Consider the following 24,264-nt stretch of genomic DNA (forward strand, 5'->3'; position numbering starts at 1 on the left):
TCGTTCCTCATTGATCACCGCAAGCGTCAGACCGACGGTCGGCTGTCCGTCTGGCGGCGTAGGCCCGGCGCCACTGCTCGGCCGCTTGCAACATGGCGTGGCCGACGTGGTCAAAAAAGTCGCCGATGTCCTGCAGCCGGAGCCCGGCCGGTGAGGTGGTCCCGAGGGTTTCCGCTCCGTGGCGGGCGAAATCGGCCAGCAAGGTGTTCTGGCGAGCGCTGGCCATCCAACCGCGGAACAAGGCATCGGCGTCGATGACATAGCGGTCGCGCCGCCGCCGGGGGTCGCGTTCGCGGCGGATCAGCTCCTGCTGTTCGAGTTCGCCGACGGCCTTGGAGATGGAGGCGGGGCTGACCCGGAGGTGCCGGGCGAGGTCGGCCGCGGTGAGGCTGCCGCTGTCGGTGAGGTAGAGGCCGGCGAGCACGCGAGCGGTCATGCGCGACAGCCCAGTGCTGATCATGATTTCGGCGAACTGTTCCTCCAGGTCGCTGACCGCTTTGACGTCGCGTTCCGCAGGTGCCGGTTGGCGTCTGCGGGCGCGTTCCCGGGTGGCCTGGTGCGCCTGGTCGGCCTGGTATCCGTCGGGACCGCCGTTGCGGGCCACCTCGCGCGTGATGGTGGACAACGGCCGGTTCAGGCGAGCGGAGATCTCCGTGTAGGTGAGCCCTTCGGCCAGCCCGTCGGCGATCTGCCGTCGGTCTTCGTGGGTGAGCCTGCCTCCGGGCATCGGTGACGCCTTCCTGTTCGTACGAGCGCGGGTAGGGGGCAGTCTTGCATTCGCCGCCACCTCATTGCAAGTCAGCCTGCTTGCATTCGCCCTCATTGTCATTTCAAGTTCGGCGATCCACCTGGACGTAGCCTCATATTTTTGATGTTGACGAAATAATGAATGCAAGTTAGCTTTTCGTCTGTCGCGAACGCTAGGTGCGCGCCCTATGACAACAACCCCTGAGAGGAACCGACATGATCGCATCGACGTCCGCCAAGGCAGCCCTGCTCATCGCCGCGACCCTGGTCGCGACCGCTCTGCCCGCCTCCGCGTCGCCGGCTCCCGGAAACCCCGGGGTGCAGCGCGTGCTCGACCAGGCCGTGGCCTCCAAGATCGCCCCCGGCATCGTCACCGAGATCCGCGACGGTCACCGCTCGTGGTTCGGCTCGGCGGGCGTGTCCGACACCAGCACCGGGCGAAAGCGCCGGCAGCAGGAGAGGTTCCGCATCGGCAGCGCCTCCAAGGCCTTCACCGCCACCGTGGTACTCAAGCTCGGGGCCGAGGGCAAGCTGAGCCTGGACGACACCGTGGCCAGGTGGCTGCCCGGCCTGTTCGACGGCAGCGCGTACGACGCCGACAAGATCACCATCAGGCAGCTGCTCAACCAGACCAGCGGCATCTACGCCTACACCAACGACGAGGAGTTCTTCGCCAAGGGCGTGGGCGAGGAGTGGTTCAAGCACCGTTACGACACCTACACCCCCGAACAGCTGGTGAAAGTCGCCCTGGCGCACCCGCCCACCGGCACGCCGGGGCAGCGCTTCACGTACTCCAACACCAACTACATCCTCGCCGCCATGATCGTCGAAAAGGCGACAGGCCGGACCTTCACCCAGGAACTCGACAGGACTGTCATCCGCCCCCTGGGCCTGAGCGGCACCTCTCTGCCCGGCGCCGACCCCAAGATCCGCGGCCCGCACCCGGTGCACTACTCCATCCTGTTCTCCCGGGACCCCCAGCCCACGATCTACGACGCCACCAAGATGAACCAGTCCTTCGCCTGGGCAGCCGGCGGCATCATCTCCACCACGACAGACCTCAACCGGTTCTTCGGCGCCCTGTTCGGCGGGCGCGTCCTGCCCGCCGCACAACTGCGGGAGATGCTCACGACCGTTCCCACCGAGGGATCGAACTGGATCCCCAACACCAGGTACGGCCTGGGCGTCTTCGAACAGGAGCTGCCGTGCGGGGTGACCGTCTGGGGCAACGCCGGCGCCACGTACGGCTCCTGGAGCTACTCCATGGGGACCCGCGACGGCAAGCACCGCGTCACGAGCCAGCTCAACGGGGACTGGGCGCCGCTGAGCGTCTTCAACGACGTGCTCTCCGCGGAGTTCTGCCCGGCCACGTCCTGATGGCCCGCGCTCGGCCTGAGGGCGGTACGGAGCCCGCCGACGGTGGCCGCTAGGCGGCGACCAGTGCCTTCGAGCGGTCCGTGGCCATGTGTACGGCGAAGACGCCGAGCACCGTGCCCGTGACGTAGCGCTGGACGCGGAGCCAGAGCGGGCGGCGGGCCAGGAAGGCGGCCAGGGCGCCGGCCGAGATGGCGATCAGGGCGTTGACCGTGGTCGCGACGGCGATCTGGACCGAGCCGAGCGCCAGGCTCTGCAGCAGCACATGTCCCATGGCCGGGTCGATGAACTGCGGGAGCAGCGACAGGTACAGAATGGCGATCTTGGGGTTGAGCAGGCAGGTGAGCAGGCCCATGCCGAACAGCTTGCGCGGGGGCTCGGGCTCGAGGTCGCGCGGCTGGAAGGCCGAGGTGCCGCCCGGCTTGAGTGCGTTCCAGGCGAGCCAGAGCAGGTACGCGGCGCCGGCCAGCTTGAGCACCGTGTACGCGACCGGCACGTACGCGAAGATGGCCGTCAGCCCCAGGCACGTCGCGGTCAGGTAGAGGGTGAAGCCGAGGACGACGCCGGTGAGGGAGATCAGGCCGGCCCGGCGGCCCTGGGTGATCGATCGCGAGACCAGATAGACCATGTTCGGCCCAGGCGTGAGAACCATGCCCAGGGACACCAGCGCGATCCCGATCAATCCAGACGTCATATCGGCAGATTAGCGGACATATAGCGAATTCCGCATTACCTTACTCATCGCTCCGCGTAATCAGAGTGTTACGGGGGATGAGGGGAGGCATGCAGTTCGACGACGATGCGCAGCTTGATCCGTCGCAGGTCGAGGACGTGCGGCCCTCCGGTCCGCGGCCGGGCGGAGGCGGCTGCATGGTGCCCATCGGCGGCCGGGGCGGCGGCTGCCTCCTCCTGATCCTGGCGGTGGTCGGGATGTTCCTGTTCGGGGTCTTCCCGTCGCCGTTCAGCGGCAACGAGAGCGGCCGGCAGGGCGGCGGACAGGGTGCGGGGCGGCAGCCGAGCGCCCCGGGCGCGCCCGGCAACCTGGCCGCCCGCTGCCGTACCGGGGCCGACGCCCAGCAGTCCGAGGACTGCCGCGTCGTCGGGACGGTCAACAGCATCCAGTCGTACTGGCGGCAGGCGTTCGACGAGCGCGGGCGCAGGACGTACACGCCCGCCAAGACCGTGCTGTTCACGCAGGCGGTCAACACCGGCTGCGGCACGGCCGACTACGCCGTGGGCCCCTTCTACTGTCCCGCCGATCGCAAGGTCTACCTCGACCTGACGTTCTTCGACACGCTCCAGCGGGACTTCGGCGCGGAGGGCGGCCCGTTCGCGCAGGCGTACGTGATCGCCCACGAGTACGGCCACCACGTCCAGAACCTGCTCGGCACCATGAGCAGGGTCGGCCCCGACAGCAGGCCGGGTGCCGGCGGCACATCGGTGCGACTGGAGCTACAGGCCGACTGCTACGCGGGCGTCTGGGCGCAGAACGCGGTCAAGACCGGCTTCTTCCGCGAGCCGTTCTCCAAGAAGGACATCGACCAGGCGCTCAGCGCGGCCGCGGCGGTGGGGGACGACAGCATCCAGCGGCGCACGCAGGGCCGCGTGACCCCCGACGCCTTCACGCACGGCACGTCGCTGCAGCGGGAGAAGTGGTTCACTGTCGGGTACGAAAGCGGGGACCCGAAGCGGTGCGACACGTTCTCCGGAGGTATTTAGACGGACCGTCGGGGAAGCTGTCAGTCGGGTGGCACCCCCAGAAGGGACGTCAGAATGGACTTCAGAGACGACGTCGAACTCGACCCCTCGCAGGTGGAGGACGCCGGCGGATATTCGGGCGGAGGCGGCGGAGGCGGCGGTTTCCCCGGTGGCATGATCGTCGGCGGCGGTGGCATCGTCAGCCTGATCGTGCTCGTGCTGGTCTTCGTGCTCAACAATGTGGGCGGCGGCGGCGGGAGCAGCGAGCCGGCCCAGCAACGGCCTGCATCCAACCTGGCCGAACAGTGCCATACGGGCAAGGATGCCGACCAATCGGAGAAGTGCCGCGTGGTGGGCGTGGTCAACAGCATCCAGGACTACTGGAAGAAGGAAATTTCCGGATATCGGCCGGCCAAGACCGTCCTGTACTCAGGCCAGTTGAAGACGAGCTGCGGCACTGCCAGCTCGGCCGTCGGCCCGTTCTACTGCCCCGGCGACCAGCGCGTCTACCTCGACCTGAGCTTCTTCGAACAGCTCCACAGCCAGTTCGGCGCCAAGGGCGGCCCGTTCGCGCAGGCGTACGTGATCGCCCACGAGTACGGCCACCACGCACAGGACCTGCTCGGCGCGCTCGGCTCCAGCGGGTCGTCGGTCGCCATCGAGCTCCAGGCCGACTGCTACGCCGGCGTCTGGGCGCACAACGCGGTCCAGACCGGCTTCTACGACAAGCCGTTCACCACGGCGGAGATCTCCGAAGCCCTGGACGCAGCCGCGGCGGTCGGCGACGACAGAATCCAGCAGCGCACCACCGGCAGAGTCGATCCCGAATCGTTCACGCACGGCAGCTCCAAGCAACGCGTCGCCGCCTTCCAACGTGGCTACGAAAACGGCAGACCCGGCGACTGTGGGCTGGATGAACTGCGCTGACGCTTCATGACAGCGCAAGGATTCGAATTCTCTCCTAAAATCGGGGGGGTGATCTTCAAGCTTGTCGGCGACGGACGCCCTTATCCCGAACACGGTCTGACGCACCGCGAGTGGGCGCAGATCCCTCCACGGCAGGTCCGGCTCGACTCGTTGATCACCACGAAGGCCATGCTGGACCTGCACTCGTTGCTCGCCGCCGACTCCACCTTCTACGGGGATCTTTTCCCGCATGTGGTGCAGTGGCAGGGCGAGCTCTATCTGGAGGACGGCCTGCATCGCGCGTTGCGCGCGGCCCTGCACCAACGATCGATCCTGCACGCCAGGGTCCTGGAGCTGCCCAACTGACAATCCAAAAAAGGGAGCCGCGATTCGCGGCTCCCTTTTTTCATGCCCGGCCCGGAGTACGCGCCTTTCCAACCTCGTTCGTCGATCATCCCTAATCGCCCCGGTCTCCGGCTTCTGGCTGATCGCGATCATCGGAGCGCTCACCCTCTACGCCGCCAGAAGCAACGCCCTCCCGTGACCACGCCGCGATCGAGCAACTCAGGGCGTCCGGACCGCGAAGCCTTCATGCGTCCGGCTGCACCGGCTTGCCCGGTCCCGGCCTGGGGCGGTGATGCGTGCGGATCCAGGTGAGCCGGCCGACCGCGATGTTCTGCGTTTCCGCCAAGCTGAGGTTGCTGTGACTGACATCGACGGTGGCGGTGATGCTCTTGTGCGTGGTGTCGATCACCACCACCGCGTCCTGCTTGCCGGTGGTCGTCGTGACGTACGCGCCCTTGCCGCCTGCTGGGCGACGGCGCGTCGGGCAGCCGCCAGGTACAGGGAAATACTTCGGATCACGGGAACCTGTGCTCATCCGCCGACACAGTCTTGATGTGATGGACAGCCTTCCCATGGACGCCGAGCTGTGGACGCGAGCGGCGAACGGGGACACCGAGGCCTTCGGCGTCATCTTCGACCGGCACGCGCGCGCCGTCTACAACCACTGCTTCCGCCGTACGGCTGACTGGTCGGAGGCTGAAGACATCACCTCGGTGGTGTTCTTGGAGGCATGGCGGCGGCACAGGGAACTGAGTCCCGAGCGCGACACGGTGCTGCCCTGGCTCCTCGGCGTGGCCAACAACGTCCTGCGCAACCGATACCGCGCCAAACGCAGTTATCGAGATGCCCTCGGCCGAATGCCCGCCATGTCCGCAGAGCCGGACCCGGCCGATGACATCGCCGGACGGATCGACGATGAGCGCCAGATGCGCCGTGTGCTCACCGCGGTCAACCGGCTCCCGCTCACCGACCAGGAGGTCCTGTCCCTGTGCGTGTGGGCGGGACTCAGCTACGACGATGCCGCGATCGCGCTCGGCTTACCGGTGGGAACGGTGCGCTCGCGCCTGTCGCGGGCTCGCTCCCGGCTCAGGAAGCTGACGGCCTCATTCTCTGGCAATGCGCAGGAACTGCCGGGCGACACGGCACACAGACAGGGTGAGCGTCACACAGCGCTCCGGCCTTCAGTGGAGGACTCATGACTGATCCGCTCATCCCCAACGAGCGTGACCTTCCGGGCGGCCGCCATGCGCAACGAAGGGCCCACCTCATGGCCGAGATGACCAGACATTCCCAGGACGCACATGGCGCGTCACCGCACCCTCTGACGTTGCCCCAGGAGCCAGGGTCTCCCCGGCGGTCCCGGCTGCGGCCACGACTTGTGGGCCGCCTGACCATCGGAGCTGTCGCCGCCGCAGTGACCGTGACCGCGGTGGTGGGAACCGTGGCGATCGGACAGAAGGCGTCCACGGCTCAGGCCGCGGTCATCTGCTCCAAGGAACATGACTATGTGGTCGCCCGCATCATGGACCCGCTCGCCGATCAGCAGCGGCTCAGGAACGACTTCCGGGCGTGCGGCTTCGACATCGACCTGGAGTTGGTCCCCGTCTCGCCCAGCGTGGTGGGAAGCATCGTGATGATGGAGGGGAACCAGAAGATCCACACGATTGACGACCCTTCCTGCAGGACGGCGAGCGGCGGACCGTGCCCGATCGGCCTGCGCATCGAGGCGGGGTTCACCGGCGAGGCCGCGGTGGTCCTTGGGCGCGCCGCCCGCCCCGGCGAGCGCTACAGCTCCACCAACGCCTCGACGGCGAAGGGCGAAGCGCTGGAAGGCATCTCCGTCAAGGGGCGCACCGTCGCGGAGGTGGAGGCGCTGATCGCCCAGAAGCATATGACGATCGCGCACTACAACGTCCAATGGTCTCTTCCGGACGGGCGAGGCTACGGCGATCTCGCACCTCGGTCGAAGGTCGACCCGACGTGGCGGGTCACAAGCGTCGACCCGTACGCGTCTGGGCAGGTCATGCTGATGATCAAACCTGATGGACCCGTGCCGTCGGACATCATGAAGAAGATCGAGGACGCCGGCGCACCTCCGTCGGCCGTACCGGAGCCGACACCCACGTCGGGGTCCTGAGCCGGCCGGCGGGCACCGGCCTCCCGCTCAGCGTGCTTGGCCCTGGAGGCTGCGGGCGAGGTCGGTGAGGGCCTTGATGAGCTGGTCGACGGAGGTGTCGGTCAGCCCGGCGACGGTCTCTTCCGCGAGATCTCGCCACAGCTCCTTCACACGCAGGACGACTTCGCGGCCTTCGTCGGTCAGGCGTACGACGTTCGCGCGGGCGTCCTGGGCTGCGGGGATGCGGCTGACCAGCCCTGCCGCCTCCAGTTTGCGCACCATGAGGGTGATGCTGGGCGGTTCGCAATCCGCTCCGGCGGCCAGTTGCCGCTGGGTCTGCGGGCCTTTGGCGCTGAGCAGCAGCAGTACGGCCTCATGTCCCGGGTGCAGCCCCAACTCCGCGAGTTTGGCGGCAGCCCGGGCGCGATGCTTGAGGGCGATTGTCCGGATCGCTCCGTTCAGCGCATCGGCCCGTTCGAAGTCCATCAGGCCCCCTTGCCCAAGAGATCATTATCTGCATAATAGTTAGGTAGATAACGTTATTCCCCTAACTAATTCTAGCAAGGGAGATCACCATGCGTGCGGTGGGCTTCACCTCCTTCGGCGACCCCGGCGTGCTGGCCGTCGCCGATACGCCCCTGCCCCAGCCCGAGGAAGGGCAGGTGCGCATCCGCGTCCAAGCCACGACCGTCAACCCCGCTGACGTCGCCGCCCGTTCCGGCGCCTTCGGCCCGATGCTGCCCACCGGGCCCCGCTACGTCCTCGGCTGGGACGTGGCCGGCACGGTCGACGCCGTCGGACCGGCCGCCTCCGGCTTCGCGCCAGGGGACCGGATCGTCGGCATGTCCGACTGGTTGACGACCAAGCGCGGCACGTACGCCGAGTTCGTCGTCCTGGACACCGCCGCGATCGCGCCCGCTCCAGCCGGGGTCGATCCGGTCGAAGCGGCGACGCTCCCCGTCAACGCCCTGACCGCCGACCAGGCTCTGGATCTGCTCGGCCTGACCCAGGGCCAGACCTTGGCCGTCACCGGAGCCGCCGGCGCGGTGGGCGGCTACGCCGTCGAGCTGGCCCGCCATCGCGGCCTCGACGTCATCGGTATCGGCTCCGCCCAGGACGAGGCCTTCATCAGCGGACTCGGAGCGACCTTCCTTCCCCGCTCGGACGATCCGGTCAGCGCCCTGCGCGCGATCGCGCCCGAAGGCGTCAACGGGCTGCTGGACGCGGCGGTCATCGGCCCTCAGGTGCTGGCCGCGGTCAGGGACGGTGGCGCGTTCGTGAGCGTGATGCCGCCCGCAACGCCACCGGCCGAGCGTGGCATCAGAGTCGAGACCGTCTTCGTGCACAGCGACGGCGCGCGCCTCCGCGACCTGGTCGCCCTCGTCGAGCAGGGCCTGCTCACCCTCCGGGCGGCCGGGACCTTCACCTTCGACCAAGCCGCGGAGGCCCACGAACTGTTCGCCAAGGGCGGCGTCCGCGGCCGACTCATCCTGGTGCCATGAAGCACGAAGACGAATTCGCCCGGGCATGGGCCGATCCGCGTCACACCCGTTTCGAACCCCCGCCGATCGACGTCAACCGCTTGCTCGCCGAGCGGTACAGGACGGGTGAGCCGCTCACCTTCACCCGCGCCATGCTCTGGGACCTCGAGGTCCGCAAGGCCTGGCGTCCCGACATCTACATCCCCTACGTCGTACGAGAGGGGAGCGCCGTCACCTGGAACGCCACGGACGACCTCATAACGTTCGACCGCTCCTCGGAGCAGCGGCGCTGGATGGAGCAGGACGACTTCGGTCTGGTCCTCGAGAGGGTCCACCTGAACCCGGCGGAGCAACGTGTCACCTTCATCGGCGCGGCAGAACTGCCCGGACCGGACGGAACCACGCTGCGGGCAGGAACCAGGCAGCCGCTCTTCCACATAGAGCACGCCGTCGGCGGCGACGAGCAGGAGCCGCTGAATCTGTGGCGGATCGTCCATCTCACCGAGGAGCCGGACGAACGCCTCGGCCAGGCGCTCAGCAGACGCACCTACGAGGGATGGCTTCCGGGCTTCATCGAGATCTACATCCGTTCAGCACTGAACATCGAGCTGACCAGGCTTGACACTGCCTGACCCTGATCACGGCCGCGGCTGATGCCCCCATGATCTCGGTAAACAGAAGGGCCTCCGACCTGCTGGTGCAGATCGGAGGCCCTACTTGATGGCGGTGGTGGTGGGATTTGAACCCACGGATGAGTTGCCCCATCACACGCTTTCGAGGCGTGCGCCCTCGGCCACTAGGCGACACCACCGCGCACGAGCTTACCGGATCCGCCGAGTAGCGAAGAACCGCTTTAGTACGGAGGAGCACTCATCGGCGAGCACCCCCATGACGACCTCGGGCCGATGGTTGAGCCGGCGATCGCGTACGACGTCCCAGAGCGAGCCCACGGCCCCGCCTTTCTCGTCCACGGCGCCGTACACGATCCGGTCCACCCTGGCCTGCACAGCGGCGCCCGCGCACATCGTGCAGGGCTCCAGCGTCACGACGAGCGTGCAGCCGCTCAGCCGCCACTGCCCGCGCCCCATGGCCGCCTGCCTGAGCGCGAGCACCTCGGCGTGGGCCGTCGGGTCGGCCGAGGACTCGCGGTCGTTGCCCGCCATGGACAGGACCTCGCCGAGCGGGTCGAGCACGACCGCGCCCACCGGGATCTCCCCTCTGGCGCCCGCCGTGACGGCCTCCGCCAGCGCCAGGCGCATGGCCTCCTCGTACGTCACGGCGAAAGCCAGATCACCGCAGCGGCCTCCTCGTACGTCACGGCGAGAGCCAGATCACCGCAGCCGGTCGAGCTCGTCGGCGAAGGAGAGCCGCTCGGCGATCACCGACAGGATGTCGGCCGGCAGCACGCCCTCCTCCATGCTCAGCTCGATCAGCTCCTCCGAGCTGACTCCGAGGTCGCTGAGCAGCTCGAAGTCGCCTGCAGGGCGCACGCCGAGGCCGTTGCCCTCCTTGTCGGGCACCACGCCGGCGAACTCGGCGAACAGCTCACCCAGGCTGTCGGAGAGCACCGCGTGCACGTCGGACAGGAACACGCGCGGCTCGTCCTCGTCCCGGTACCGGACGATGGCGAACCACTCGTCCTCGACCTCGACGCAGAGCAGGGCCAGCTCGTCGCCGGCGAGTCCGAGCGCCTCCGTGACCGCGTCACCGAGGTCGTCGACGATCTCGGCGTCGCTCAGATCGACCTCGGCACCGCTCCAGCCGTCGGAGGTCCTGACGAAAGCCGCAGAGAAGGTGTTGGACGCCATGTCCGCGCTCCAGGGGGGTCAGCCGAAGACCGATTCGATGGCACGCTCGAACGGCTCGGAGAAGCCGAGCCGCGCGGCGATGCTGGACAGTACATCTTCGGGCAGCAGGTCAATGTCGCCGGAGAGGATGCCCAGCTCCATCTCGTCCAACCCGAGATCGGCGAAGATCGACAGATCCCCGGCGGGGAGCACGGTCTCCTCGTCCTGGAGGATCTCGTCGAGCTCCTCCTCGTCCGGCACCGGCACGTCGAGATAGTCGAGAACCTCGCGCGCCAGCGGGAAGTCCCAGGAGGCGGCGATGTCGGACAGGAAGACGTCCACCCGCTCGCCGAGGACCCGCAGCGCCACGAAGAACTCATCCCCCACGGCGACCAGGCCGATCGTGCCGCTCTCGCTCGGCTGCTGACGCAGGGCGTGGATGAGCCCCTTCAGGTCGGACGTGAGCGCGACCGGCAGGAGCTCGGCATCCCAGCGATCGTCCTCGCGGTAGACCACAATGGCGAAGTCAAGAGCGTCTTCGTCTGTCATCGCCATCTCCACCCGACCTCTGACCCGAAATATCACCAGCACCCAATCGTTCCAGAACCGACCACTGGGCGTGTGCCTCTCCGACCAAATTGTGATCAAAACCAATGACCTCAGGCCGCCGCAGTCAGTGATCGCCCACGGTTGTCAGGGGTCGGCAGCATTGTCCACCACCAGATACGTTGTCCTTTATGGAAACCCTCGTCGTAGATCATCCGCTCGTGGCGCACAAGCTGACCACGCTGCGTGATGTGCGCACCGACTCGCCGACCTTCCGCAGGCTCGCGGATGAGCTGGTGACGCTGCTCGCGTACGAGGCCACCCGCGACGTGCGGGTCACCGACGTCACCGTCGAAACGCCGGTCTCCCCGGCCCACGGCGTGCGCCTGGCCAAGCCCCAGCCGCTCGTGGTGCCCATCCTGCGCGCGGGGCTCGGCATGCTCGACGGCATGACCAGGCTGCTGCCCACGGCCGAGGTCGGGTTCCTCGGCATGATCAGGAACGAGTCCACGCTCAAGGCGGAGACGTACGCCACGCGACTGCCCGACGACCTCTCGGGACGGCAGTGCTTCGTCGTCGACCCCATGCTGGCGACCGGGGGCACGCTGGCGGCGGCCGTGCAGTTCCTGTTCGACAGGGGCGCCGTGGACGTCACCGCCATCTGCCTGCTGGCCGCCCCTGAAGGGCTGGCCTACATGGACAAGGTGTTCGCGAACTCGGGCAAGCCCATCCGCGTCGTGACCGCCGCACTCGACGAGCGGCTCAACGAGAACGGCTACATCGTGCCCGGCCTCGGTGACGCGGGAGACCGCCTCTACGGCGTCGTCTGATCCTGCGGCGTGTCCTGAAAACCCCCTCCCTGTTACGCGCAGTCATCTCTTCGTTACATACTGTTGTCAGGTGGGTACGAAGAGGCAGGAAGGCAACTTCCGCATGCTCGTGGGGAGCACGATGAGCGATCACACCGAGGCGGATCCGACTCCGTACGCGGAGGTGGAGACGGTGCTGTGCGACGAGTTCGCCGGCATCCACTCCGCGACCACCGTAACGCGGTGCGTCGAGGCGGCGCACTACGGCGCGCTGGAGGTCACCGGTTACGCCCACCCGAGCCTTGTGGAGCGCATCGCGCGCAAGCACCTTCACGTCCTGGCTCTGGTGGCCAGCGAACGAGGCTAAGCAAGATCAAAACTATCCCGTCAAGTCACCTTTACCCGGGCACTCGGGTGGGTAATGTAGAGGGCGGGTGGAGTGGGTAAGGGCACGGAGGCGACGGTGCAGGTCAAAAAAGTCCTCACATACGGTGGCATCGCATTTGTGGCGTACTACCTGTTCGCGCGGCCATCTGACGCCGCGGACTCGGTGAAGGGGGCGTTCGACACGGTGTTCAACGCGGCCGACTCGCTGGCGCAATTTGTGAACAGCCTGTCATGAGACTTGTGACCCACGGGGACTCCGCTCCGTCGTCGGTCAACCGATACCTCCTCCCCCAAGAACAACAGTTCATCATGGTGCGACGGCACCCTGCCATCCTGCTGCGTCCGGTCGCCGAGGTCCTCGGCGGCCTGATCCTCGCCGGACTGCTCAGCAAGTTCTTCGGCGGCAGCGAGCAGGGCGGCACGGCGCTGGTCGTCGTGTGGTGGCTGTGGCTCCTGCTACTTGTCCGTTTCGTATGGAAAGTCGCGGAGTGGTCGGTCGATTACTTTGTGGTGACTTCCAAGCGCATGTTGCTGACCACCGGGCTCATCACCCGCAAGGTCGCGATGATGCCATTGGGCAAGGTCACCGACATGAGCTTCCAAAGATCTCTGCTTGGGCGCATGCTCGGTTACGGTGAGTTCATCCTTGAGTCGGCCGGTCAGGATCAAGCACTGTCCACGGTTGAGTACATTCCGTATCCGGAGACCCTCTACCTCGAGGTCTGCGGCATGCTTTTTCCGAGCAAGGACGAGAGTGACGATTAATCTCCCGGCGGGGAATTCTTCAGCAGGGATACCCGATTCGGCTACTTCATGCAATCATTGCGTGTTGTTGACCCTTCCCCGCCTTGAGAGATGAGATGCCGAGTCAGGGAACCATCGGTGACCGCGTCCGCGGATTGCGGCTGAACAGGCGGATGTCCCAGGCCCAACTGGCCGGACCCGACCTGTCTGACAGTTATGTCTCGCTCATTGAGTCGGGTAAGCGCACGCCGACTCCTGTCGTGGCTCGGCTGCTCGCCGAGCGGCTGGGGTGCACGACCGAGTTCCTCCTTCACGGGATCGAGCCTCGGCAGCGCATCGACACCGAGCTCGGGCTGCGCCACGCCGAGCTGGAGCTGCAGCACGGCGACCCGGCCGTCGCCGCGGACCGTTTCACGGAGATCGTGAAGGCCGCCGACGAGGAGAACGCCATGCTGACCGCGCACGCGCGGTTCGGCAGGGCACGCGCGCTCGAGGCCCAGGGACGCCTCGGCCAGGCGGTGGAGGCGTTCGAGCGCCTGCGCAAGGAGGCCGCGGCCCACCCCGAGCGCCTGGCGGACCTCCCGCTCACGATCGCGCTGAGCCGCTGCTACCAGCGGGCGGGCGACCGGCTGCGGGCCCGTGACCTGGCCTCCGCCGCGCTCAAGCAGGCCGAGCGGCTGTCCATCACGCAGGGCGAGATCGCCATCGACCTGGCCGCCGCGCTGGTCGAGGCGCGCAGCGAGCGCGAGGGCGGCTCCCCTGAGCTCGAATACGTCAAGCGGGTGCTGGGCCTGACCGGCGTTCCTGAAGTTGTGGACCGTTCCGGAGAGATTCACGCGCTGTGGCACGCGAGCGCCGCCGCCGCGGCGGGCGAGGACTCCGCGCTGGCCGTGCGCCTGGCCGATGACGCGATCATGGCGGGCCGCCAGGTCCGGCTGTCGCTGCAGCTCGCCAGGACCGCCATGCACTGGTCCAGGCTGGCCACGGCGCCGCTCGACGAGGCCGAGCGGCTCATCTCGGCCGCGTCCAAGGCGTTCGCCGCCTCTCCCGCGACCAAGAGCGAGCACGGCGAGAGCCTCATCGTGCACGCGCGGGTCAACCTGCGCGCCGGCAAGCCGGCACGCGCGGGCGAGTTGGCCGCCGCGGCTCTCTCGCCGGCGGACGACCACACGGGCACGACGGTCGCCGAGGCCCACCTCGTGCTGGCCACCGTGGCGATCGACCTGGGCGGCGACGCTTCGGCACACCTGGGCGACGCCCACCGGGTGCTCGACACGCTCGACCGGCCGGTGTTCGGCTCGGACCGGCAGGCCGCCCGTTGCTGGCGTGAGCTCGGCGATCTGTACGGCGTGGTCGGATCCAGAGCACAGCAGACCGCCGCATATCGTAAGGCGCTCGAAGCCGCCGGAGTCCGCTCTGCCCTGGCAGGGGTGACGGTCGACGCCACAGTTTCTCGCTGAAGCCTCCCGGAGCTCCAGATTTGGCGTTTTGAGTCTGGAATAATTAGGGTCTACCAGTCATTGACTCATAGGATGATTGGTTTCCCCGGAGGAGGCGGACTGTGAGTCTGCGTACGGCGCAGCGGGCTTCGCTCGTCGATCAGGTGATCGATCAGCTCAAGGAGCAGATCACCTCAGGATCGTGGCCGATGAACGGCAAGATCCCGACCGAGACGGTGCTCGCGGAGCAGCTCGGAGTGGGTCGCAACACCGTTCGAGAGGCCGTACGCGCTCTCACACACGCCGGGCTGCTCGAGTGCCGTCAGGGGGACGGCACTTACGTCCGCGCGACCAGCGAGCTGTCCGGCGCCATGCTGCGCCGGCTGAAGCAGGCCGAGCAGCTGGAGATCCTCGAGGTACGGCGCGCGCTCGAGGTCGAGTCGGCCCGCCTGGCGGCGACCCGGCGCACCGACGACGACATCAAGCGCATCGAGGCGGCGCTGGCCGAGCGGGACCGGGCCTGGGAGCTGGACGACCCCGACTTCTTCGTGGAGGCCGACCTGGCCTTCCACATGGCCGTGGCGCACGCGACGCACAACCTGGTCCTGATCGACCTGTACGAGGACTTCTCGGCGGCTCTGCGGGCCAGCATCACGGCGGCGGGCACCTCGCTCAACAAGAGCTACATCCCGCATGACGCCATCGCGCGTGCCATCGCGTCAGGTGACGCGGCAGCGGCCGAGCGGGCCGGCCACGCCTGCATGGAGCACATTCTCATCGCCCTCACCGAGTCCTGACTGCCTGCCGCCTGCAAAGGGTGTGACAAAGCAGACAACTCGCCCAGGAATGGCGCCTGATCGCTTCAGTGCTCTAACGAAAGAGTGAATAGCGAAGGGGAAAACGCCATGACCATTCTTGTCGCCTACGACGGCTCCGCTGATTCGCGTACCGCCATCGAGTTCGCGGCCAAGCACCTCGCCGCCGAGCCCACCGTCGTCATCACGGTGTGGGAGCCGCTGCTCGTCCAGCTCAAGAAGTATCCGCTGGCCGCGGGCGCCATCGATCCGGCCACCGAGGACGAGGCGCACGCCCTGGCCGAGCAGCATGCCAAGGAGGGGGCGGAGCTGGCGATCGCCTCCGGGCTCGCCGACGTCACTTTCCGGGCGGTGGCCGACAACGAGTCGATCTGGAAGACGATTGTGGACGTGGCGGACGAGATCGACGCCTCGTTGATCGTCACGGGCTCGCGCGGACTGGCCGGGGTCCGATCGGTGCTGCTCGGCAGCGTGTCCAACCACGTGCTGCACCACGCGCACCGGCCGACCCTCATCGTGCCGCCCGCCAAGACTCCGCGCTGATCCCTCCGTACTCGGCCGCCTTTCAAGGGGTTGGCACGAGATTTGGAGCGGCGAGGCGTCGGGGGCCGGGCACTATGACGCTGCGGGAAACGTGGCGCCGTCCGGCGAAGAGACGCAGCCGGTCTCGGGTGCGCAACCGGCGGGGACACCCGAGGTGTGCGGCGGGCACAGCTGGGTGTCGATGCGGCGCGCGCCCGGCCCCTCGTCGCCCAGCCGGTCCTGCGGGTTGGCCACCGGGCACCGGTCCAGTGACAGGCAGCCGCATCCGATGCAGTCGGTGAGGTCGTCACGTAGCCGCTGGAGCTGCTCGATCCGGTCGTCCAGCTCACCGCGCCAGGCCGCCGACAGCCGGGCCCAGTCCGCGCGGGTGGGGGTGCGCTCGTCCGGCAGCTCGGACAGGGCGTCCTTGATGGTCTTGAGGGGGATGCCGATGCGCTGGGCCAGCCTGATGAACGCGACTCTGCGCAGGGTGTCGCGGTGGTACCGGCGCTGGTTGCCCGCCGTACGACGGCTCTTGATCAGGCCCTTGGCCTCGTAGAAGTGCAGAGCGGACACGGCCACCCCGCTGCGCTCGGCGAGCTGGCCGACCGAGAGTTCCTTGGTGTTCCAGGCGACCTTCGTCATACCTGGAGATTACTTGAGAGTTCGCTCGAAGAACGTCTCCAGGACCACGACCGTCTGCGTCCCCGTGACGCCGTCCACGCCGAACACCCGGCGCAGCACGTCCTGCAACTCGGCCGTCCCGGACGTACGGACCTTGAGCAGCACCGACGCGGGGCCCGCGATGACGTGCGCCTCCTCGACCTCCGGTATCGCCGCCAGCCGGTCCGCGCTGTCGCCCATCCACGTGCTCCCGTCCACGAGCACGTACGCCGTGACCGTGCGTCCGAGCGCCGCCTGATCCACCTCGATCGTCGTGCGCCTGATCACGCCGCGCTCGCGCAGCTTGCGCACCCGCTCGTGCGCGGCCCCGCTCGACAGCCCCACCGCCTTGCCGAGCACCGCGTACGACTGCGTCGCGTCCTCCAGCAGCAGCCCGATCAACTTCCTGTCGATATCATCCACAGCAAGATGGTATCCGGTGATATGCCCACTAAGCCGAACAGCGTATGGTGGCGGCATGACGGACATGATTGCCACTGAGTTCGAGGTGCTGGACGAGCGGTTCGCCGCGATCGGCGGGGACGACCAGGTCGAACGGCTCCACACCGGCACCCGCTGGGCGGAGGGCCCTGTCTACTTCGCCGCCGGCAGGTTCCTGGTCTGGAGCGACATCCCCAACGAGCGGATGCTGCGCTGGGACGAGATGACCGGTGCGGTGGGCCCGTTCCGCCAGCCGTCCGGCTACACCAACGGCAACACCCTCGACCGCGAGGGCCGCCTGATCTCCTGTGAGCACGGCCACCGCCGCGTCACCCGCACCGAGCACGACGGCTCGATCACGGTGATCGCCGACCGTTGGCAGGGCAAGCGGCTCAACAGCCCCAACGACGTCGTGGTCCGCTCCGACGGGTCGATCTGGTTCACCGACCCGCCGTACGGGATCATCAGCAACTACGAGGGCTGGGCCGCCGAGCAGGAGATCGACGGCTGTCACGTCTACCGCGTCGACCCGGCGACGGGCGAGGTCCGGATCGTGGCCGACGATTTCGTCCGCCCCAACGGCCTGGCGTTCTCGCTCGACGAGAGCCGCCTCTATGTCGCCGACACGAGGATGAAGCACCTGCGCGTGTTCGACGTGCGGGAGGACGGCACGCTGGCGGGTGGCAAGGTGTTCGCCGAGGGCACGGAGCAGGACAACTTCGACGGCCTGCGGCTCGACGACACCGGCCGCGTCTGGGCCGCGGCGGGCAAGGCGGTGCTCTGCTACGACCCCGACGGCACGCTGATCGGCCGGCTGAAGCTGCCGGAGTCCACGTCCAACCTGGTGTTCGGCGGGCTCAAGCGCAACCGGATGTTCATCACGGCCTCGTCCTCGCTCTACTCCCTGATGACCAACGTCACCGGCGCGCCCCCCGTCTGGGCCAGGCGCTAGCCTCACTCCCACCTGAACAGCCGCGCGGCCAGCCCGCCGAAGAGCAGGAGACCGGCGCCCACGACCGCCAGGTGCGCGGTCTCCGGCGGGTGACCCGCCCAGGTGTCCCTGAGCGCCTCGGCGAACGGTCCCGCGACGGAGTAGTCGCTGACCGCCCGCAGCGCGTCGGGCATGATGTCGCGCGGCACCCACATGCCCGCCAGGAACATCAGCGGGAACATCACCACCGACCCGACCCCGGACGCGACCTTCGGGTTGGGCGCCAGCGCGGCGATCACCAGCCCGATGGCCTGCAACGCCGCGCTGCCGAGCAGGAAGACCAGCACGAACCCCACCCACTGCCGCGGCGCGGCCGAGCCGAAGACCAGCGAGCCCGTCACGATCAGCACGGCCGTGGAGACCGCTCCGACTCCCAGGTGGATCAGGAGCTGCGCGGCCAGCAGCCGTCCCGGGTGCACGGGCGTGGTGGACATCCGCCTGAGCACCCCTTGCTGGCGGTACGCGCTCAGCACCGCCGGCATGACGTTGCAGGCCAGTATCAGCAGTGAGAGCAGCGTCATCATGCTCGGCATCTGCGTGTCCACGTACCTCTCGCCGGACGCCACCCGCTCGGTCATCGACGGGATGCTGAGGCCCAGCACGGCCAGGAGCGCGACCGGCAGACCGATCGTGAAGATCAGGAACGGCCATTCGCGCAGGTGCAGCTTGGTCTCCACAAGCAGCAGCTTCATGACAGCTTCCTTCCGGTGAGCGCGAGGAACGCGTCGTCGAGCGTGGCCTGCTCCATCCGCAGGTCTCCTGGAACGATCTGGTGCCGGGCCAGGGCGAGCGTGACGGCGGCGGCGAGGTTGCCCGTACCGCTCACCACGACTTGGTCGCCGCTCCTGGCGACCTCGCGCACCTCGGGCAGGGCCAGCAGCAGGCCGTCGTCGAGGGGCGCCGACGGCCGGAACCTCACCCGCTGCTCCCCGCCCACCTGGGCGATGAGCCCTGCGGGCGTGTCGGTGGCGACCACCTTGCCCCTGTCGATGAGCGTGAGCCGGTCGCAGAGCCGCTCGGCCTCCTCCATGAAGTGGGTGACCAGGACGATCGTCACGCCGGAGTCGCGTACGTCCCTGACCAGCTCCCAGGTGTCCCTGCGGGCCTGCGGGTCGAGTCCGGTCGTCAGCTCGTCGAGCACCGCCACGCGCGGCCTGCCCACCAGGGCCAGCGCGACCGAGAGCCGCTGGCGCTGGCCGCCGGAGAGGTTCTTGAACGCCGTGTCCCGCTTGTCGGCGAGTCCGACCCGTTCGAGCAGTTCGTGCCAGTCCGCCGGGTCCGGATAGAAGGAGGCGTAGAGGTCGATGGCCTCCCACACCTTGAGCTTCTCCGGCAGCGCCGCGCTCTGCAGCTGCATGCCGAGCACGTGCCGCAGCTCGCCCCTGTTCAGCTGCGGGTCCAGCCCGGCCACACGTACGGTGCCGCCGTCCGGCTTGCGCAGGCCGGCCACGCATTCCACGGTGGTGGTCTTGCCCGCGCCGTTCGGGCCGAGGATGCCGAAGATCTCACCCTCCGCGACCTCGAACGACACGTCCTCGACCGCCAGGTGGTTCGGGTACTGCTTGCGCAGGTTCCTGACTTCGATGACTTTCATGCCATCGACGCTAGGAACACGGGGTTTGTCGGGGAATCCGGCTGGATGCCGCCCAAGGGTGTATCTAAGTGCAATGGTGAGTCCGGACCCCTTGGCTCAGACTGGGGGCATGCTCCTGCGAAGGTTCGGTCAGGTCCTGGCGCTGCTCGGGCTCCTCGTCATCGAGGCGCCCGCGATCGCGCTGAGCATCGGCATGCTGACGCTCTCGTTGGCTGTCGGCATGGTCTTCCTGTTCCCGCCGCAGGTCATGATGGTCAGGAGGCTCGCCGGACTCAATCGGCGGCTGGTGAAGGAGTGGACCGGCGTCGGCATCGAGCCGCCGTACCTGCCCGAGCCCCCGCCCCCGGTGCCGCAGGCGGACGGCATGTACCGCTCGGACCGGACCCTCTACAAGACGCCGCGGGTCCCCGCCTGGAACAACCGGTGGAAGTGGCTGATCAGCGACCCCGCGACCTGGCGTGACCTGGCCTGGCTGGCGCTCGACCCGGCGGTGAAGGTGGCGCTGATGCCGCTGTTCGTCCTCGTCCCCGAGCGCGGCCTGCGCGTCTACGCCTTCTGGAGCGAGCTGCTGCTCGGCGCGACCGCCGCCAGCCGCCTGGCGAGCCAGGTGAGCCACCTCAAGCGGACGCGTAACCTGGCCGCCGACTCGCAGGCGGCAGAGATGCGCAGGATCGAGCGCGACCTGCACGACGGCACACAGGCCAGGCTGGTGGCGATCGGCATGACGCTGGGCGCGGTGGAGCAGCTCGTCGACGACGACCCCTCGGCGGCCAAGGCGCTGCTCTCCAAGGCCAGGGAGGCCTCCTCCGACACGCTGACAGAGCTGCGCCGGCTCATCCGCGGCATCCACCCGCCGGTGCTGGCCGAGCGCGGGCTGGCCGACGCCGTGCGCGCGCTCGCCATCGACAGCCCGATGCAGGTCACGGTGGACGTCGATCTCCCGCACCGGCCGGAGGCGCCGGTGGAGGCCGCGGTGTACTTCGCGGTCAGCGAGCTGCTCTCGAACGCCGCCCGGCACGGCGACGCGCGCTCGGCGACGGTGGACATCAGCTCCGACGGCCCGAACCTGCGTGTCACGGTCACCGACGACGGCATGGGCGGCGCCGACCCGGCCAAGGGCAGCGGTCTGTCCGGCATCGAGCGGCGGCTGGCCGCCTTCGACGGGGTGCTCGCCCTGCACAGCCCGCCGGGCGGCCCCACCACCGTGACGCTCGGCCTGCCGCGGGTGCTGCCCGAGCACTGGGCGGGCAAGGTCCCCAAGATGCCGCGCTGGAAGGCAGCCCTCATCATCCTGCTCTGGGGCACGGCCTGGTGCCCGACGTTCCCGCAGGGATTCGTGGCGGGCATCTTCAAGATCTTCGACGTCGACGAGAAGACCTGGTTCCTCGCGCTGTACATGCCCGAGGCCTGGCAGTGGCCGGTCATCGTCGGCATGATCCTCCTGGGTACCCTCATGTACGTCATGGCCTTCTGGCTCTCCAACCACCACCGCGAGCGCTGGTACGAACGTGTCCTGCCGACCAGACTGTCGTGCTGATGAACGTACTGATCGCTGAAGACCTCTACCTGCTCAGGGACGGGCTGGTGCACCTGCTCCAGGCCCACGGCTTCTCCGTCGTGGCGGCCGTGGAGAGCGGGCCCGAGCTGCTGAAGGGCCTGCTGGAGCTCCGGCCCGACGTCTCGATCGTGGACGTACGGCTGCCGCCCACGTTCACGGACGAGGGCCTGCAGGCCGCGCTGGCGGCCAGGGAGAAGGTGCCGGGGCTGCCGATCCTCGTGCTGTCCCAGCACGTCGAGCAGCTGTACGCGCGCGAGCTGCTGGCCGACGGCTCCGGCGCGATCGGCTACCTGCTCAAGGACCGGGTCTTCAACGCCGGGCAGTTCATCGACGCCGTACGCCGGGTCGCCGAGGGCGGCACGGCCATGGACCCCGAGGTGATCGCCAAGCTGCTGGCCAGCAACGCCAGGCACGAGCCGCTGGCCGCGCTCACGCCGCGCGAGCGGGAGGTGCTCGAGGCCATGGCGGAAGGGCGCTCCAACGCCGCCATCTGCCAGCGGCTCTACCTCAGCGAGAGCGCCGTGGCCAAGCACACGGCCTCCATCTTCGCCAAGCTGGGGCTCGCGCCGTCGGACGACGACAACCGCCGCGTGCTCGCCGTACTCGCCTATCTCAACAGCCGCTAGATCTTTAGGGGCCCTGTGGGCTCATTCACCTGGACCGCCCGGACTTGTCAGTCGCACCGGATATTTTCATAGAGGGACGGCGCGACGAAGGGGTGGTAACAGGTGAAGATCCGGGTTAACCGCGATGTTCTGGCAGATGCGGTGGCGTGGGCCGCCCGGGTTCTGCCCGCCCGGCCTGTGGTGCCTGTCCTGTCCGGGCTGCTGCTGGAGGCGGGCGACGAGCTGACGCTGTCCGCGTTCGACTACGACGTCTCGGCCAGGGCGGCGATCGACGCCGACGTGGCCGAGGAAGGCCGCGTTCTCATCCCGGGGCGGCTGCTGGCCGAGATCAGCAGGAGCCTGCCCGCCGACGACGTGGAGATCGTCACCGAGGGCCCCGAGGCGGTCCTGACCTGCGGCAGCGCGGAGTTCGGGCTGATCACGATGCCGGTCGAGGACTTCCCGACCATGCCCACCATGCCGCCGAGCATCGGCGCCATCGGCGGCGGCGTGTTCGCCTCCGCCGTCGGCCAGGTCGCGCCCGCCGCCAGCCGGGACGACACGCTGCCCATGCTCACCGGCATCAGGGTCGACATCGAGGGCGAGTCCGTGGCGATGGCGGCCACCGACCGCTACCGCATCGCGGCCCGCGAATTCACCTGGCGTCCGGCCGGCCCCGACCTCTCCGTCTCCGCCATGGTCCCGGCCAAGGTGCTGGTCGAGGTGGCCAAGTCGCTGCGGGGCGGCGAGGTGTCGATCGCGATGGGCGACGGGGTGGCCGGGTTCGAGAGCGTCGGCCGCAGCACGACGGTGCGGCTGCTCGACGAGCAGTTCATCGACTACCGTTCCCGGCTGACCTCCGACTGGTCGATCAGGGCCGACGTGGCGGTGACGCCGTTCGTCAACGCGATCAAGCGGGTGGCCCTGGTGGCCGAGCGCAACACCGCGATCCGGCTGTCGTTCAGCCAGGGGCAGGTGCTCATCCAGGCGGGCGGCGGCGACATCGGGCGCGGCGCCGAGGTGGTCGACTGCGAGCTGCGCGGCGACGACATCCAGATCGCCTTCCAGTCGCAGTTCCTGCTCGACGGGCTGACCGGGATCGAGAGCGAGCTGGCCCGCATCAACATGGAGTCGCCGACCAGGCCCGCCCTGATCCAGGACGTGCCCGGCGACGCCCAGCCCGCCTTCCGCTACCTCGTCATGTCCCTGCGCCAGGCCTGAGCCGTCACTTCCGCCGGCCCGCGCCCGCCTGGCGCTCGGCGACCAGCTTGAACACCCTCTTGAACTCCGTGTACGCCTCCTCGCCCACAGCACTCGCGTGCTCCGCCTCCATGGCGGCGATGACGGCGTCCGACTTGACCATGTGGTCGCGCCCCTTCTCGGTGGGCACGATGAGCTTGGCCCTGCGGTCGGCCGGGTCAGGCTGCCGTTCCACGTAGCCGAGTTCCACCAGCTCGTCCACCAGCGTGCCGATCACCTGCTTGTGCTGGCCCGACTGCGCGGCCAGGTCGGTGGCCCTGCTGCCCTCCTCGTCCAGGTACGCCATCACCGCCCCGTGCCGCGGCCTCAGCCTGGGATGTCCCTGCTCGGCGAGCGTCTCGAACAGTTCGTGTTGCAGGCCGAAAAGGGTCCTGCTCGACAGGATGCCGAGATCGGGCTCGTCCTGCTTGCGCCGGCTCCTGCGCACCGTCACATCCTCCATTTAGTCATCAATCTTGATTGTCACTGAATCTTACTATATTGTCGTCTGCATGAGCATCTTGATCACTGGTGCCAACGGCACCGTTTCCAGCGCTGTCCTTCGTTCCCTGACCGGCACCCCGGACGTACGGGTCCTGGTGCGCGACGCGGCCAAGGCGCCGTCGGGCGTGGAGGTCGCGGTCGGCGACCTGGACGACCCCGCCACGCTCGACCGGGCTTTCGAGGGCGTGGACACCCTCTGGCTGCTGACCGCCATGGGCCCGCAGGCGCCGCACGCCAGCATGAACGCCGTCTGGGCCGCCCGAAAGGCAGGGGTGAGCCACATCGTGCGCATGTCGGCCATCGGCGCCGCCCATGACGCACCGACCCGCAACGGCCGCCTGCACGCCCTGTCGGACGTCGAGCTCGCGGCCTCGGGCCTCGACTGGACCGTCATCCGCCCGGCCTTCTTCATGCAGAACCTTCTCGGCTCGGTCAACGGCGACACCCTGTACGGCGGGACGGGCGAGGGCCGGCTCGGCATGATCGACGTACGCGACATCGGCGACTTCGCCGCCGCGGTCCTTCGCGACCCCGCACAGCACAGGGGCAGCACCTACACTCTCACGGGCCCGGCCAGCATCTCACTACGAGACGCCGCCGCCGAACTCACCAGGACGTACGGGACGCCGATCGCCTACCAGCCGGTCACGCCCGACGACGTTCGCCGGTCGATGCTGGACGCGGGCCTGCCTTCGTGGATCGCAGCGGTCACCCAGGAGTACCTCACGGCGTACTCGGCGGGGTGGGGCGACTACACGACCCCGGACTTCGAGAAGGTGACGGGCCGCCCGGCCCGGTCGTTCGCCGACTTCGCCCGCGACCACGCCGCCCAGCTCCGCCCATGACATGTGCGCCGCTGACCATGCGGTGTCGTGTCAGCGGCCGCGTCAGGACGGCAACGGCCCCGTATCAGAGCGGTCGGCGATGGTGGATGCCATGAACGGTTCGGCAAC

Annotated in this window: 32 protein-coding genes and 1 tRNA gene; 20 read left to right on the top strand and 13 right to left on the bottom strand. The window is 68.4% G+C overall.

The window, feature by feature from the left end; genetic code table 11:
* Positions 1-7: 7 nt before the first annotated feature.
* Positions 8-727 carry a MarR family transcriptional regulator gene (locus AB0J64_RS09515; protein WP_364023243.1) on the bottom strand — a complete coding sequence of 240 codons (720 nt, stop codon included), beginning with the start codon at positions 725-727 and terminating at the stop codon, positions 8-10.
* A gap of 236 nt (positions 728-963) precedes the next feature.
* On the opposite strand from AB0J64_RS09515, the gene AB0J64_RS09520 reads away from it, so the two are divergent.
* Entirely contained in the window at positions 964-2,124 is a 1,161-nt protein-coding gene (locus AB0J64_RS09520; RefSeq protein WP_364023246.1) for a serine hydrolase domain-containing protein, read from the top strand.
* 49 nt (positions 2,125-2,173) lie between these two features.
* On the opposite strand, the gene AB0J64_RS09525 is transcribed toward AB0J64_RS09520, so the two are convergent.
* Positions 2,174-2,815 (bottom strand): LysE family translocator, encoded by a 642-nt coding sequence (locus AB0J64_RS09525; protein WP_364023249.1) that lies wholly within the window; start codon positions 2,813-2,815, stop codon positions 2,174-2,176.
* An 89-nt stretch (positions 2,816-2,904) separates the two neighbouring features.
* Between AB0J64_RS09525 and AB0J64_RS09530 the strand changes: the two genes are divergently transcribed.
* The 3 genes from AB0J64_RS09530 to AB0J64_RS09540 are packed head-to-tail and all read left to right on the top strand — an operon-like array spanning position 2,905 to position 5,091.
* The gene (locus tag AB0J64_RS09530) at positions 2,905-3,840 is read left to right on the top strand and encodes a neutral zinc metallopeptidase (RefSeq protein ID WP_364023252.1); all 936 of its coding nucleotides are present in this window, start codon (positions 2,905-2,907) and stop codon (positions 3,838-3,840) included.
* Between the two features lie 54 nt (positions 3,841-3,894).
* Positions 3,895-4,746 carry a neutral zinc metallopeptidase gene (locus tag AB0J64_RS09535; RefSeq protein WP_364023255.1) on the top strand — a complete coding sequence of 284 codons (852 nt, stop codon included), beginning with the start codon at positions 3,895-3,897 and terminating at the stop codon, positions 4,744-4,746.
* A gap of 48 nt (positions 4,747-4,794) precedes the next feature.
* Complete coding sequence (locus AB0J64_RS09540; protein WP_195897211.1) at positions 4,795-5,091, top strand: type II toxin-antitoxin system VapB family antitoxin; 297 nt, start codon at positions 4,795-4,797, stop codon at positions 5,089-5,091.
* Positions 5,092-5,314: 223 nt separating this feature from the next.
* On the opposite strand, the gene AB0J64_RS09545 is transcribed toward AB0J64_RS09540, so the two are convergent.
* Complete coding sequence (locus AB0J64_RS09545; RefSeq protein WP_364023259.1) at positions 5,315-5,644, bottom strand: hypothetical protein; 330 nt, start codon at positions 5,642-5,644, stop codon at positions 5,315-5,317.
* Between AB0J64_RS09545 and AB0J64_RS09550 the strand changes: the two genes are divergently transcribed.
* Together AB0J64_RS09550 and AB0J64_RS09555 are read left to right on the top strand one after the other, a co-directional pair.
* Positions 5,643-6,269 carry a sigma-70 family RNA polymerase sigma factor gene (locus tag AB0J64_RS09550; RefSeq protein ID WP_364023262.1) on the top strand — a complete coding sequence of 209 codons (627 nt, stop codon included), beginning with the start codon at positions 5,643-5,645 and terminating at the stop codon, positions 6,267-6,269. The genes AB0J64_RS09545 and AB0J64_RS09550 overlap by 2 nt on opposite strands.
* A 242-nt stretch (positions 6,270-6,511) precedes the next feature.
* Complete coding sequence (locus AB0J64_RS09555) at positions 6,512-7,207, top strand: hypothetical protein (protein WP_364023265.1); 696 nt, start codon at positions 6,512-6,514, stop codon at positions 7,205-7,207.
* Positions 7,208-7,234: 27 nt separating this feature from the next.
* Here AB0J64_RS09555 and AB0J64_RS09560 read toward each other — a convergent pair whose 3' ends face one another.
* Positions 7,235-7,672, bottom strand: a complete 438-nt coding sequence (locus AB0J64_RS09560) for a MarR family winged helix-turn-helix transcriptional regulator (RefSeq protein WP_364023268.1) — start codon at positions 7,670-7,672, stop codon at positions 7,235-7,237.
* Positions 7,673-7,761: 89 nt separating this feature from the next.
* Here AB0J64_RS09560 and AB0J64_RS09565 point away from each other — a divergent pair, with 89 nt between their 5' ends.
* Together AB0J64_RS09565 and AB0J64_RS09570 are read left to right on the top strand one after the other, a co-directional pair.
* On the top strand, positions 7,762-8,688 hold the full coding sequence (locus tag AB0J64_RS09565) for an NADP-dependent oxidoreductase (RefSeq protein WP_364023271.1): 927 nt from the start codon (positions 7,762-7,764) through the stop codon (positions 8,686-8,688).
* A complete protein-coding gene (locus tag AB0J64_RS09570; protein WP_364023274.1) occupies positions 8,685-9,299 on the top strand; it encodes a hypothetical protein in 615 nt (204 codons plus the stop codon). Before AB0J64_RS09565 ends, AB0J64_RS09570 begins: the two co-directional genes overlap by 4 nt.
* Before the next feature lie 89 nt (positions 9,300-9,388).
* On the opposite strand, the gene AB0J64_RS09575 is transcribed toward AB0J64_RS09570, so the two are convergent.
* From AB0J64_RS09575 to AB0J64_RS09590, 4 genes are all read right to left on the bottom strand, one after another.
* Positions 9,389-9,478, bottom strand: a tRNA-Ser gene (locus AB0J64_RS09575).
* A 10-nt stretch (positions 9,479-9,488) separates the two neighbouring features.
* Positions 9,489-9,926, bottom strand: a complete 438-nt coding sequence (gene tadA / locus AB0J64_RS09580) for a tRNA adenosine(34) deaminase TadA (protein ID WP_364023337.1) — start codon at positions 9,924-9,926, stop codon at positions 9,489-9,491.
* Positions 9,927-9,998: 72 nt separating this feature from the next.
* A complete protein-coding gene (locus AB0J64_RS09585) occupies positions 9,999-10,475 on the bottom strand; it encodes a tRNA adenosine deaminase-associated protein (RefSeq protein ID WP_364023277.1) in 477 nt (158 codons plus the stop codon).
* Between the two features lie 18 nt (positions 10,476-10,493).
* Positions 10,494-11,003 carry a tRNA adenosine deaminase-associated protein gene (locus AB0J64_RS09590; RefSeq protein WP_364023280.1) on the bottom strand — a complete coding sequence of 170 codons (510 nt, stop codon included), beginning with the start codon at positions 11,001-11,003 and terminating at the stop codon, positions 10,494-10,496.
* A gap of 188 nt (positions 11,004-11,191) precedes the next feature.
* Here AB0J64_RS09590 and upp point away from each other — a divergent pair, with 188 nt between their 5' ends.
* The 7 genes from upp to AB0J64_RS09625 all read left to right on the top strand — a co-directional run bounded on the left by upp (position 11,192) and on the right by AB0J64_RS09625 (position 15,737).
* Positions 11,192-11,830 (top strand): uracil phosphoribosyltransferase, encoded by a 639-nt coding sequence (gene upp, locus AB0J64_RS09595; protein ID WP_344999802.1) that lies wholly within the window; start codon positions 11,192-11,194, stop codon positions 11,828-11,830.
* A 121-nt stretch (positions 11,831-11,951) separates the two neighbouring features.
* Positions 11,952-12,176 carry a hypothetical protein gene (locus AB0J64_RS09600; RefSeq protein ID WP_345002236.1) on the top strand — a complete coding sequence of 75 codons (225 nt, stop codon included), beginning with the start codon at positions 11,952-11,954 and terminating at the stop codon, positions 12,174-12,176.
* Between the two features lie 72 nt (positions 12,177-12,248).
* Positions 12,249-12,431, top strand: a complete 183-nt coding sequence (locus AB0J64_RS09605; protein WP_344999800.1) for a hypothetical protein — start codon at positions 12,249-12,251, stop codon at positions 12,429-12,431.
* Positions 12,428-12,961 carry a PH domain-containing protein gene (locus tag AB0J64_RS09610; protein ID WP_344999798.1) on the top strand — a complete coding sequence of 178 codons (534 nt, stop codon included), beginning with the start codon at positions 12,428-12,430 and terminating at the stop codon, positions 12,959-12,961. Before AB0J64_RS09605 ends, AB0J64_RS09610 begins: the two co-directional genes overlap by 4 nt.
* Before the next feature lie 95 nt (positions 12,962-13,056).
* Positions 13,057-14,400, top strand: a complete 1,344-nt coding sequence (locus tag AB0J64_RS09615) for a helix-turn-helix domain-containing protein (RefSeq protein WP_364023285.1) — start codon at positions 13,057-13,059, stop codon at positions 14,398-14,400.
* 101 nt (positions 14,401-14,501) lie between these two features.
* Positions 14,502-15,176: a FadR/GntR family transcriptional regulator gene (locus AB0J64_RS09620; RefSeq protein WP_364023288.1), complete on the top strand. Its 675-nt coding sequence runs from the start codon at positions 14,502-14,504 to the stop codon at positions 15,174-15,176.
* A gap of 108 nt (positions 15,177-15,284) precedes the next feature.
* A complete protein-coding gene (locus AB0J64_RS09625) occupies positions 15,285-15,737 on the top strand; it encodes a universal stress protein (protein ID WP_364023291.1) in 453 nt (150 codons plus the stop codon).
* 72 nt (positions 15,738-15,809) lie between these two features.
* On the opposite strand, the gene soxR is transcribed toward AB0J64_RS09625, so the two are convergent.
* Positions 15,810-16,361 carry a redox-sensitive transcriptional activator SoxR gene (gene soxR / locus AB0J64_RS09630; protein WP_364023294.1) on the bottom strand — a complete coding sequence of 184 codons (552 nt, stop codon included), beginning with the start codon at positions 16,359-16,361 and terminating at the stop codon, positions 15,810-15,812.
* Between the two features lie 9 nt (positions 16,362-16,370).
* Complete coding sequence (locus AB0J64_RS09635; RefSeq protein WP_364023297.1) at positions 16,371-16,802, bottom strand: Lrp/AsnC family transcriptional regulator; 432 nt, start codon at positions 16,800-16,802, stop codon at positions 16,371-16,373.
* A 55-nt stretch (positions 16,803-16,857) separates the two neighbouring features.
* On the opposite strand from AB0J64_RS09635, the gene AB0J64_RS09640 reads away from it, so the two are divergent.
* Complete coding sequence (locus AB0J64_RS09640) at positions 16,858-17,772, top strand: SMP-30/gluconolactonase/LRE family protein (protein WP_364023300.1); 915 nt, start codon at positions 16,858-16,860, stop codon at positions 17,770-17,772.
* 2 nt (positions 17,773-17,774) lie between these two features.
* On the opposite strand, the gene AB0J64_RS09645 is transcribed toward AB0J64_RS09640, so the two are convergent.
* Together AB0J64_RS09645 and AB0J64_RS09650 are read right to left on the bottom strand one after the other, a co-directional pair.
* The gene (locus AB0J64_RS09645; RefSeq protein WP_364023303.1) at positions 17,775-18,503 is read right to left on the bottom strand and encodes an ABC transporter permease; all 729 of its coding nucleotides are present in this window, start codon (positions 18,501-18,503) and stop codon (positions 17,775-17,777) included.
* Positions 18,500-19,405: an ABC transporter ATP-binding protein gene (locus AB0J64_RS09650; protein ID WP_364023306.1), complete on the bottom strand. Its 906-nt coding sequence runs from the start codon at positions 19,403-19,405 to the stop codon at positions 18,500-18,502. Before AB0J64_RS09650 ends, AB0J64_RS09645 begins: the two co-directional genes overlap by 4 nt.
* 109 nt (positions 19,406-19,514) lie before the next feature.
* On the opposite strand from AB0J64_RS09650, the gene AB0J64_RS09655 reads away from it, so the two are divergent.
* The 3 genes from AB0J64_RS09655 (at position 19,515) to dnaN (ending at position 22,789) form a co-directional block, all read left to right on the top strand.
* Positions 19,515-20,942 (top strand): sensor histidine kinase, encoded by a 1,428-nt coding sequence (locus AB0J64_RS09655; protein WP_364023309.1) that lies wholly within the window; start codon positions 19,515-19,517, stop codon positions 20,940-20,942.
* Positions 20,942-21,589, top strand: coding sequence for a response regulator transcription factor (locus tag AB0J64_RS09660; protein ID WP_364023312.1), 648 nt, complete (start codon positions 20,942-20,944; stop codon positions 21,587-21,589). Before AB0J64_RS09655 ends, AB0J64_RS09660 begins: the two co-directional genes overlap by 1 nt.
* 102 nt (positions 21,590-21,691) lie before the next feature.
* Complete coding sequence (gene dnaN, locus AB0J64_RS09665) at positions 21,692-22,789, top strand: DNA polymerase III subunit beta (protein WP_364023315.1); 1,098 nt, start codon at positions 21,692-21,694, stop codon at positions 22,787-22,789.
* A gap of 4 nt (positions 22,790-22,793) precedes the next feature.
* Here dnaN and AB0J64_RS09670 read toward each other — a convergent pair whose 3' ends face one another.
* The gene (locus AB0J64_RS09670) at positions 22,794-23,270 is read right to left on the bottom strand and encodes a MarR family winged helix-turn-helix transcriptional regulator (protein ID WP_364023318.1); all 477 of its coding nucleotides are present in this window, start codon (positions 23,268-23,270) and stop codon (positions 22,794-22,796) included.
* 49 nt (positions 23,271-23,319) lie between these two features.
* Here AB0J64_RS09670 and AB0J64_RS09675 point away from each other — a divergent pair, with 49 nt between their 5' ends.
* On the top strand, positions 23,320-24,156 hold the full coding sequence (locus tag AB0J64_RS09675; RefSeq protein WP_364023321.1) for an SDR family oxidoreductase: 837 nt from the start codon (positions 23,320-23,322) through the stop codon (positions 24,154-24,156).
* Positions 24,157-24,264 lie beyond the last annotated feature (108 nt).

This window comes from Nonomuraea sp. NPDC049695, assembly GCF_040674955.1.
GTDB lineage: Bacteria > Actinomycetota > Actinomycetes > Streptosporangiales > Streptosporangiaceae > Nonomuraea > Nonomuraea helvata.

Coding starts and splice junctions, on each gene's coding strand:
- AB0J64_RS09515 (WP_364023243.1), bottom strand. CDS start 727: ATGCCCGGAGGCAGGCTCACCCACGAAGACCGACGGCAGATCGCCGAC.
- AB0J64_RS09520 (WP_364023246.1), top strand. CDS start 964: ATGATCGCATCGACGTCCGCCAAGGCAGCCCTGCTCATCGCCGCGACC.
- AB0J64_RS09525 (WP_364023249.1), bottom strand. CDS start 2,815: ATGACGTCTGGATTGATCGGGATCGCGCTGGTGTCCCTGGGCATGGTT.
- AB0J64_RS09530 (WP_364023252.1), top strand. CDS start 2,905: ATGCAGTTCGACGACGATGCGCAGCTTGATCCGTCGCAGGTCGAGGAC.
- AB0J64_RS09535 (WP_364023255.1), top strand. CDS start 3,895: ATGGACTTCAGAGACGACGTCGAACTCGACCCCTCGCAGGTGGAGGAC.
- AB0J64_RS09550 (WP_364023262.1), top strand. CDS start 5,643: ATGGACGCCGAGCTGTGGACGCGAGCGGCGAACGGGGACACCGAGGCC.
- AB0J64_RS09545 (WP_364023259.1), bottom strand. CDS start 5,644: ATGGGAAGGCTGTCCATCACATCAAGACTGTGTCGGCGGATGAGCACA.
- AB0J64_RS09560 (WP_364023268.1), bottom strand. CDS start 7,672: ATGGACTTCGAACGGGCCGATGCGCTGAACGGAGCGATCCGGACAATC.
- AB0J64_RS09565 (WP_364023271.1), top strand. CDS start 7,762: ATGCGTGCGGTGGGCTTCACCTCCTTCGGCGACCCCGGCGTGCTGGCC.
- AB0J64_RS09570 (WP_364023274.1), top strand. CDS start 8,685: ATGAAGCACGAAGACGAATTCGCCCGGGCATGGGCCGATCCGCGTCAC.
- tadA (WP_364023337.1), bottom strand. CDS start 9,926: ATGCGCCTGGCGCTGGCGGAGGCCGTCACGGCGGGCGCCAGAGGGGAG.
- AB0J64_RS09585 (WP_364023277.1), bottom strand. CDS start 10,475: ATGGCGTCCAACACCTTCTCTGCGGCTTTCGTCAGGACCTCCGACGGC.
- AB0J64_RS09590 (WP_364023280.1), bottom strand. CDS start 11,003: ATGACAGACGAAGACGCTCTTGACTTCGCCATTGTGGTCTACCGCGAG.
- upp (WP_344999802.1), top strand. CDS start 11,192: ATGGAAACCCTCGTCGTAGATCATCCGCTCGTGGCGCACAAGCTGACC.
- AB0J64_RS09600 (WP_345002236.1), top strand. CDS start 11,952: ATGAGCGATCACACCGAGGCGGATCCGACTCCGTACGCGGAGGTGGAG.
- AB0J64_RS09610 (WP_344999798.1), top strand. CDS start 12,428: ATGAGACTTGTGACCCACGGGGACTCCGCTCCGTCGTCGGTCAACCGA.
- AB0J64_RS09615 (WP_364023285.1), top strand. CDS start 13,057: ATGCCGAGTCAGGGAACCATCGGTGACCGCGTCCGCGGATTGCGGCTG.
- AB0J64_RS09625 (WP_364023291.1), top strand. CDS start 15,285: ATGACCATTCTTGTCGCCTACGACGGCTCCGCTGATTCGCGTACCGCC.
- soxR (WP_364023294.1), bottom strand. CDS start 16,361: ATGACGAAGGTCGCCTGGAACACCAAGGAACTCTCGGTCGGCCAGCTC.
- AB0J64_RS09640 (WP_364023300.1), top strand. CDS start 16,858: ATGACGGACATGATTGCCACTGAGTTCGAGGTGCTGGACGAGCGGTTC.
- AB0J64_RS09645 (WP_364023303.1), bottom strand. CDS start 18,503: ATGAAGCTGCTGCTTGTGGAGACCAAGCTGCACCTGCGCGAATGGCCG.
- AB0J64_RS09650 (WP_364023306.1), bottom strand. CDS start 19,405: ATGAAAGTCATCGAAGTCAGGAACCTGCGCAAGCAGTACCCGAACCAC.
- AB0J64_RS09655 (WP_364023309.1), top strand. CDS start 19,515: ATGCTCCTGCGAAGGTTCGGTCAGGTCCTGGCGCTGCTCGGGCTCCTC.
- AB0J64_RS09660 (WP_364023312.1), top strand. CDS start 20,942: ATGAACGTACTGATCGCTGAAGACCTCTACCTGCTCAGGGACGGGCTG.
- AB0J64_RS09670 (WP_364023318.1), bottom strand. CDS start 23,270: ATGGAGGATGTGACGGTGCGCAGGAGCCGGCGCAAGCAGGACGAGCCC.
- AB0J64_RS09675 (WP_364023321.1), top strand. CDS start 23,320: ATGAGCATCTTGATCACTGGTGCCAACGGCACCGTTTCCAGCGCTGTC.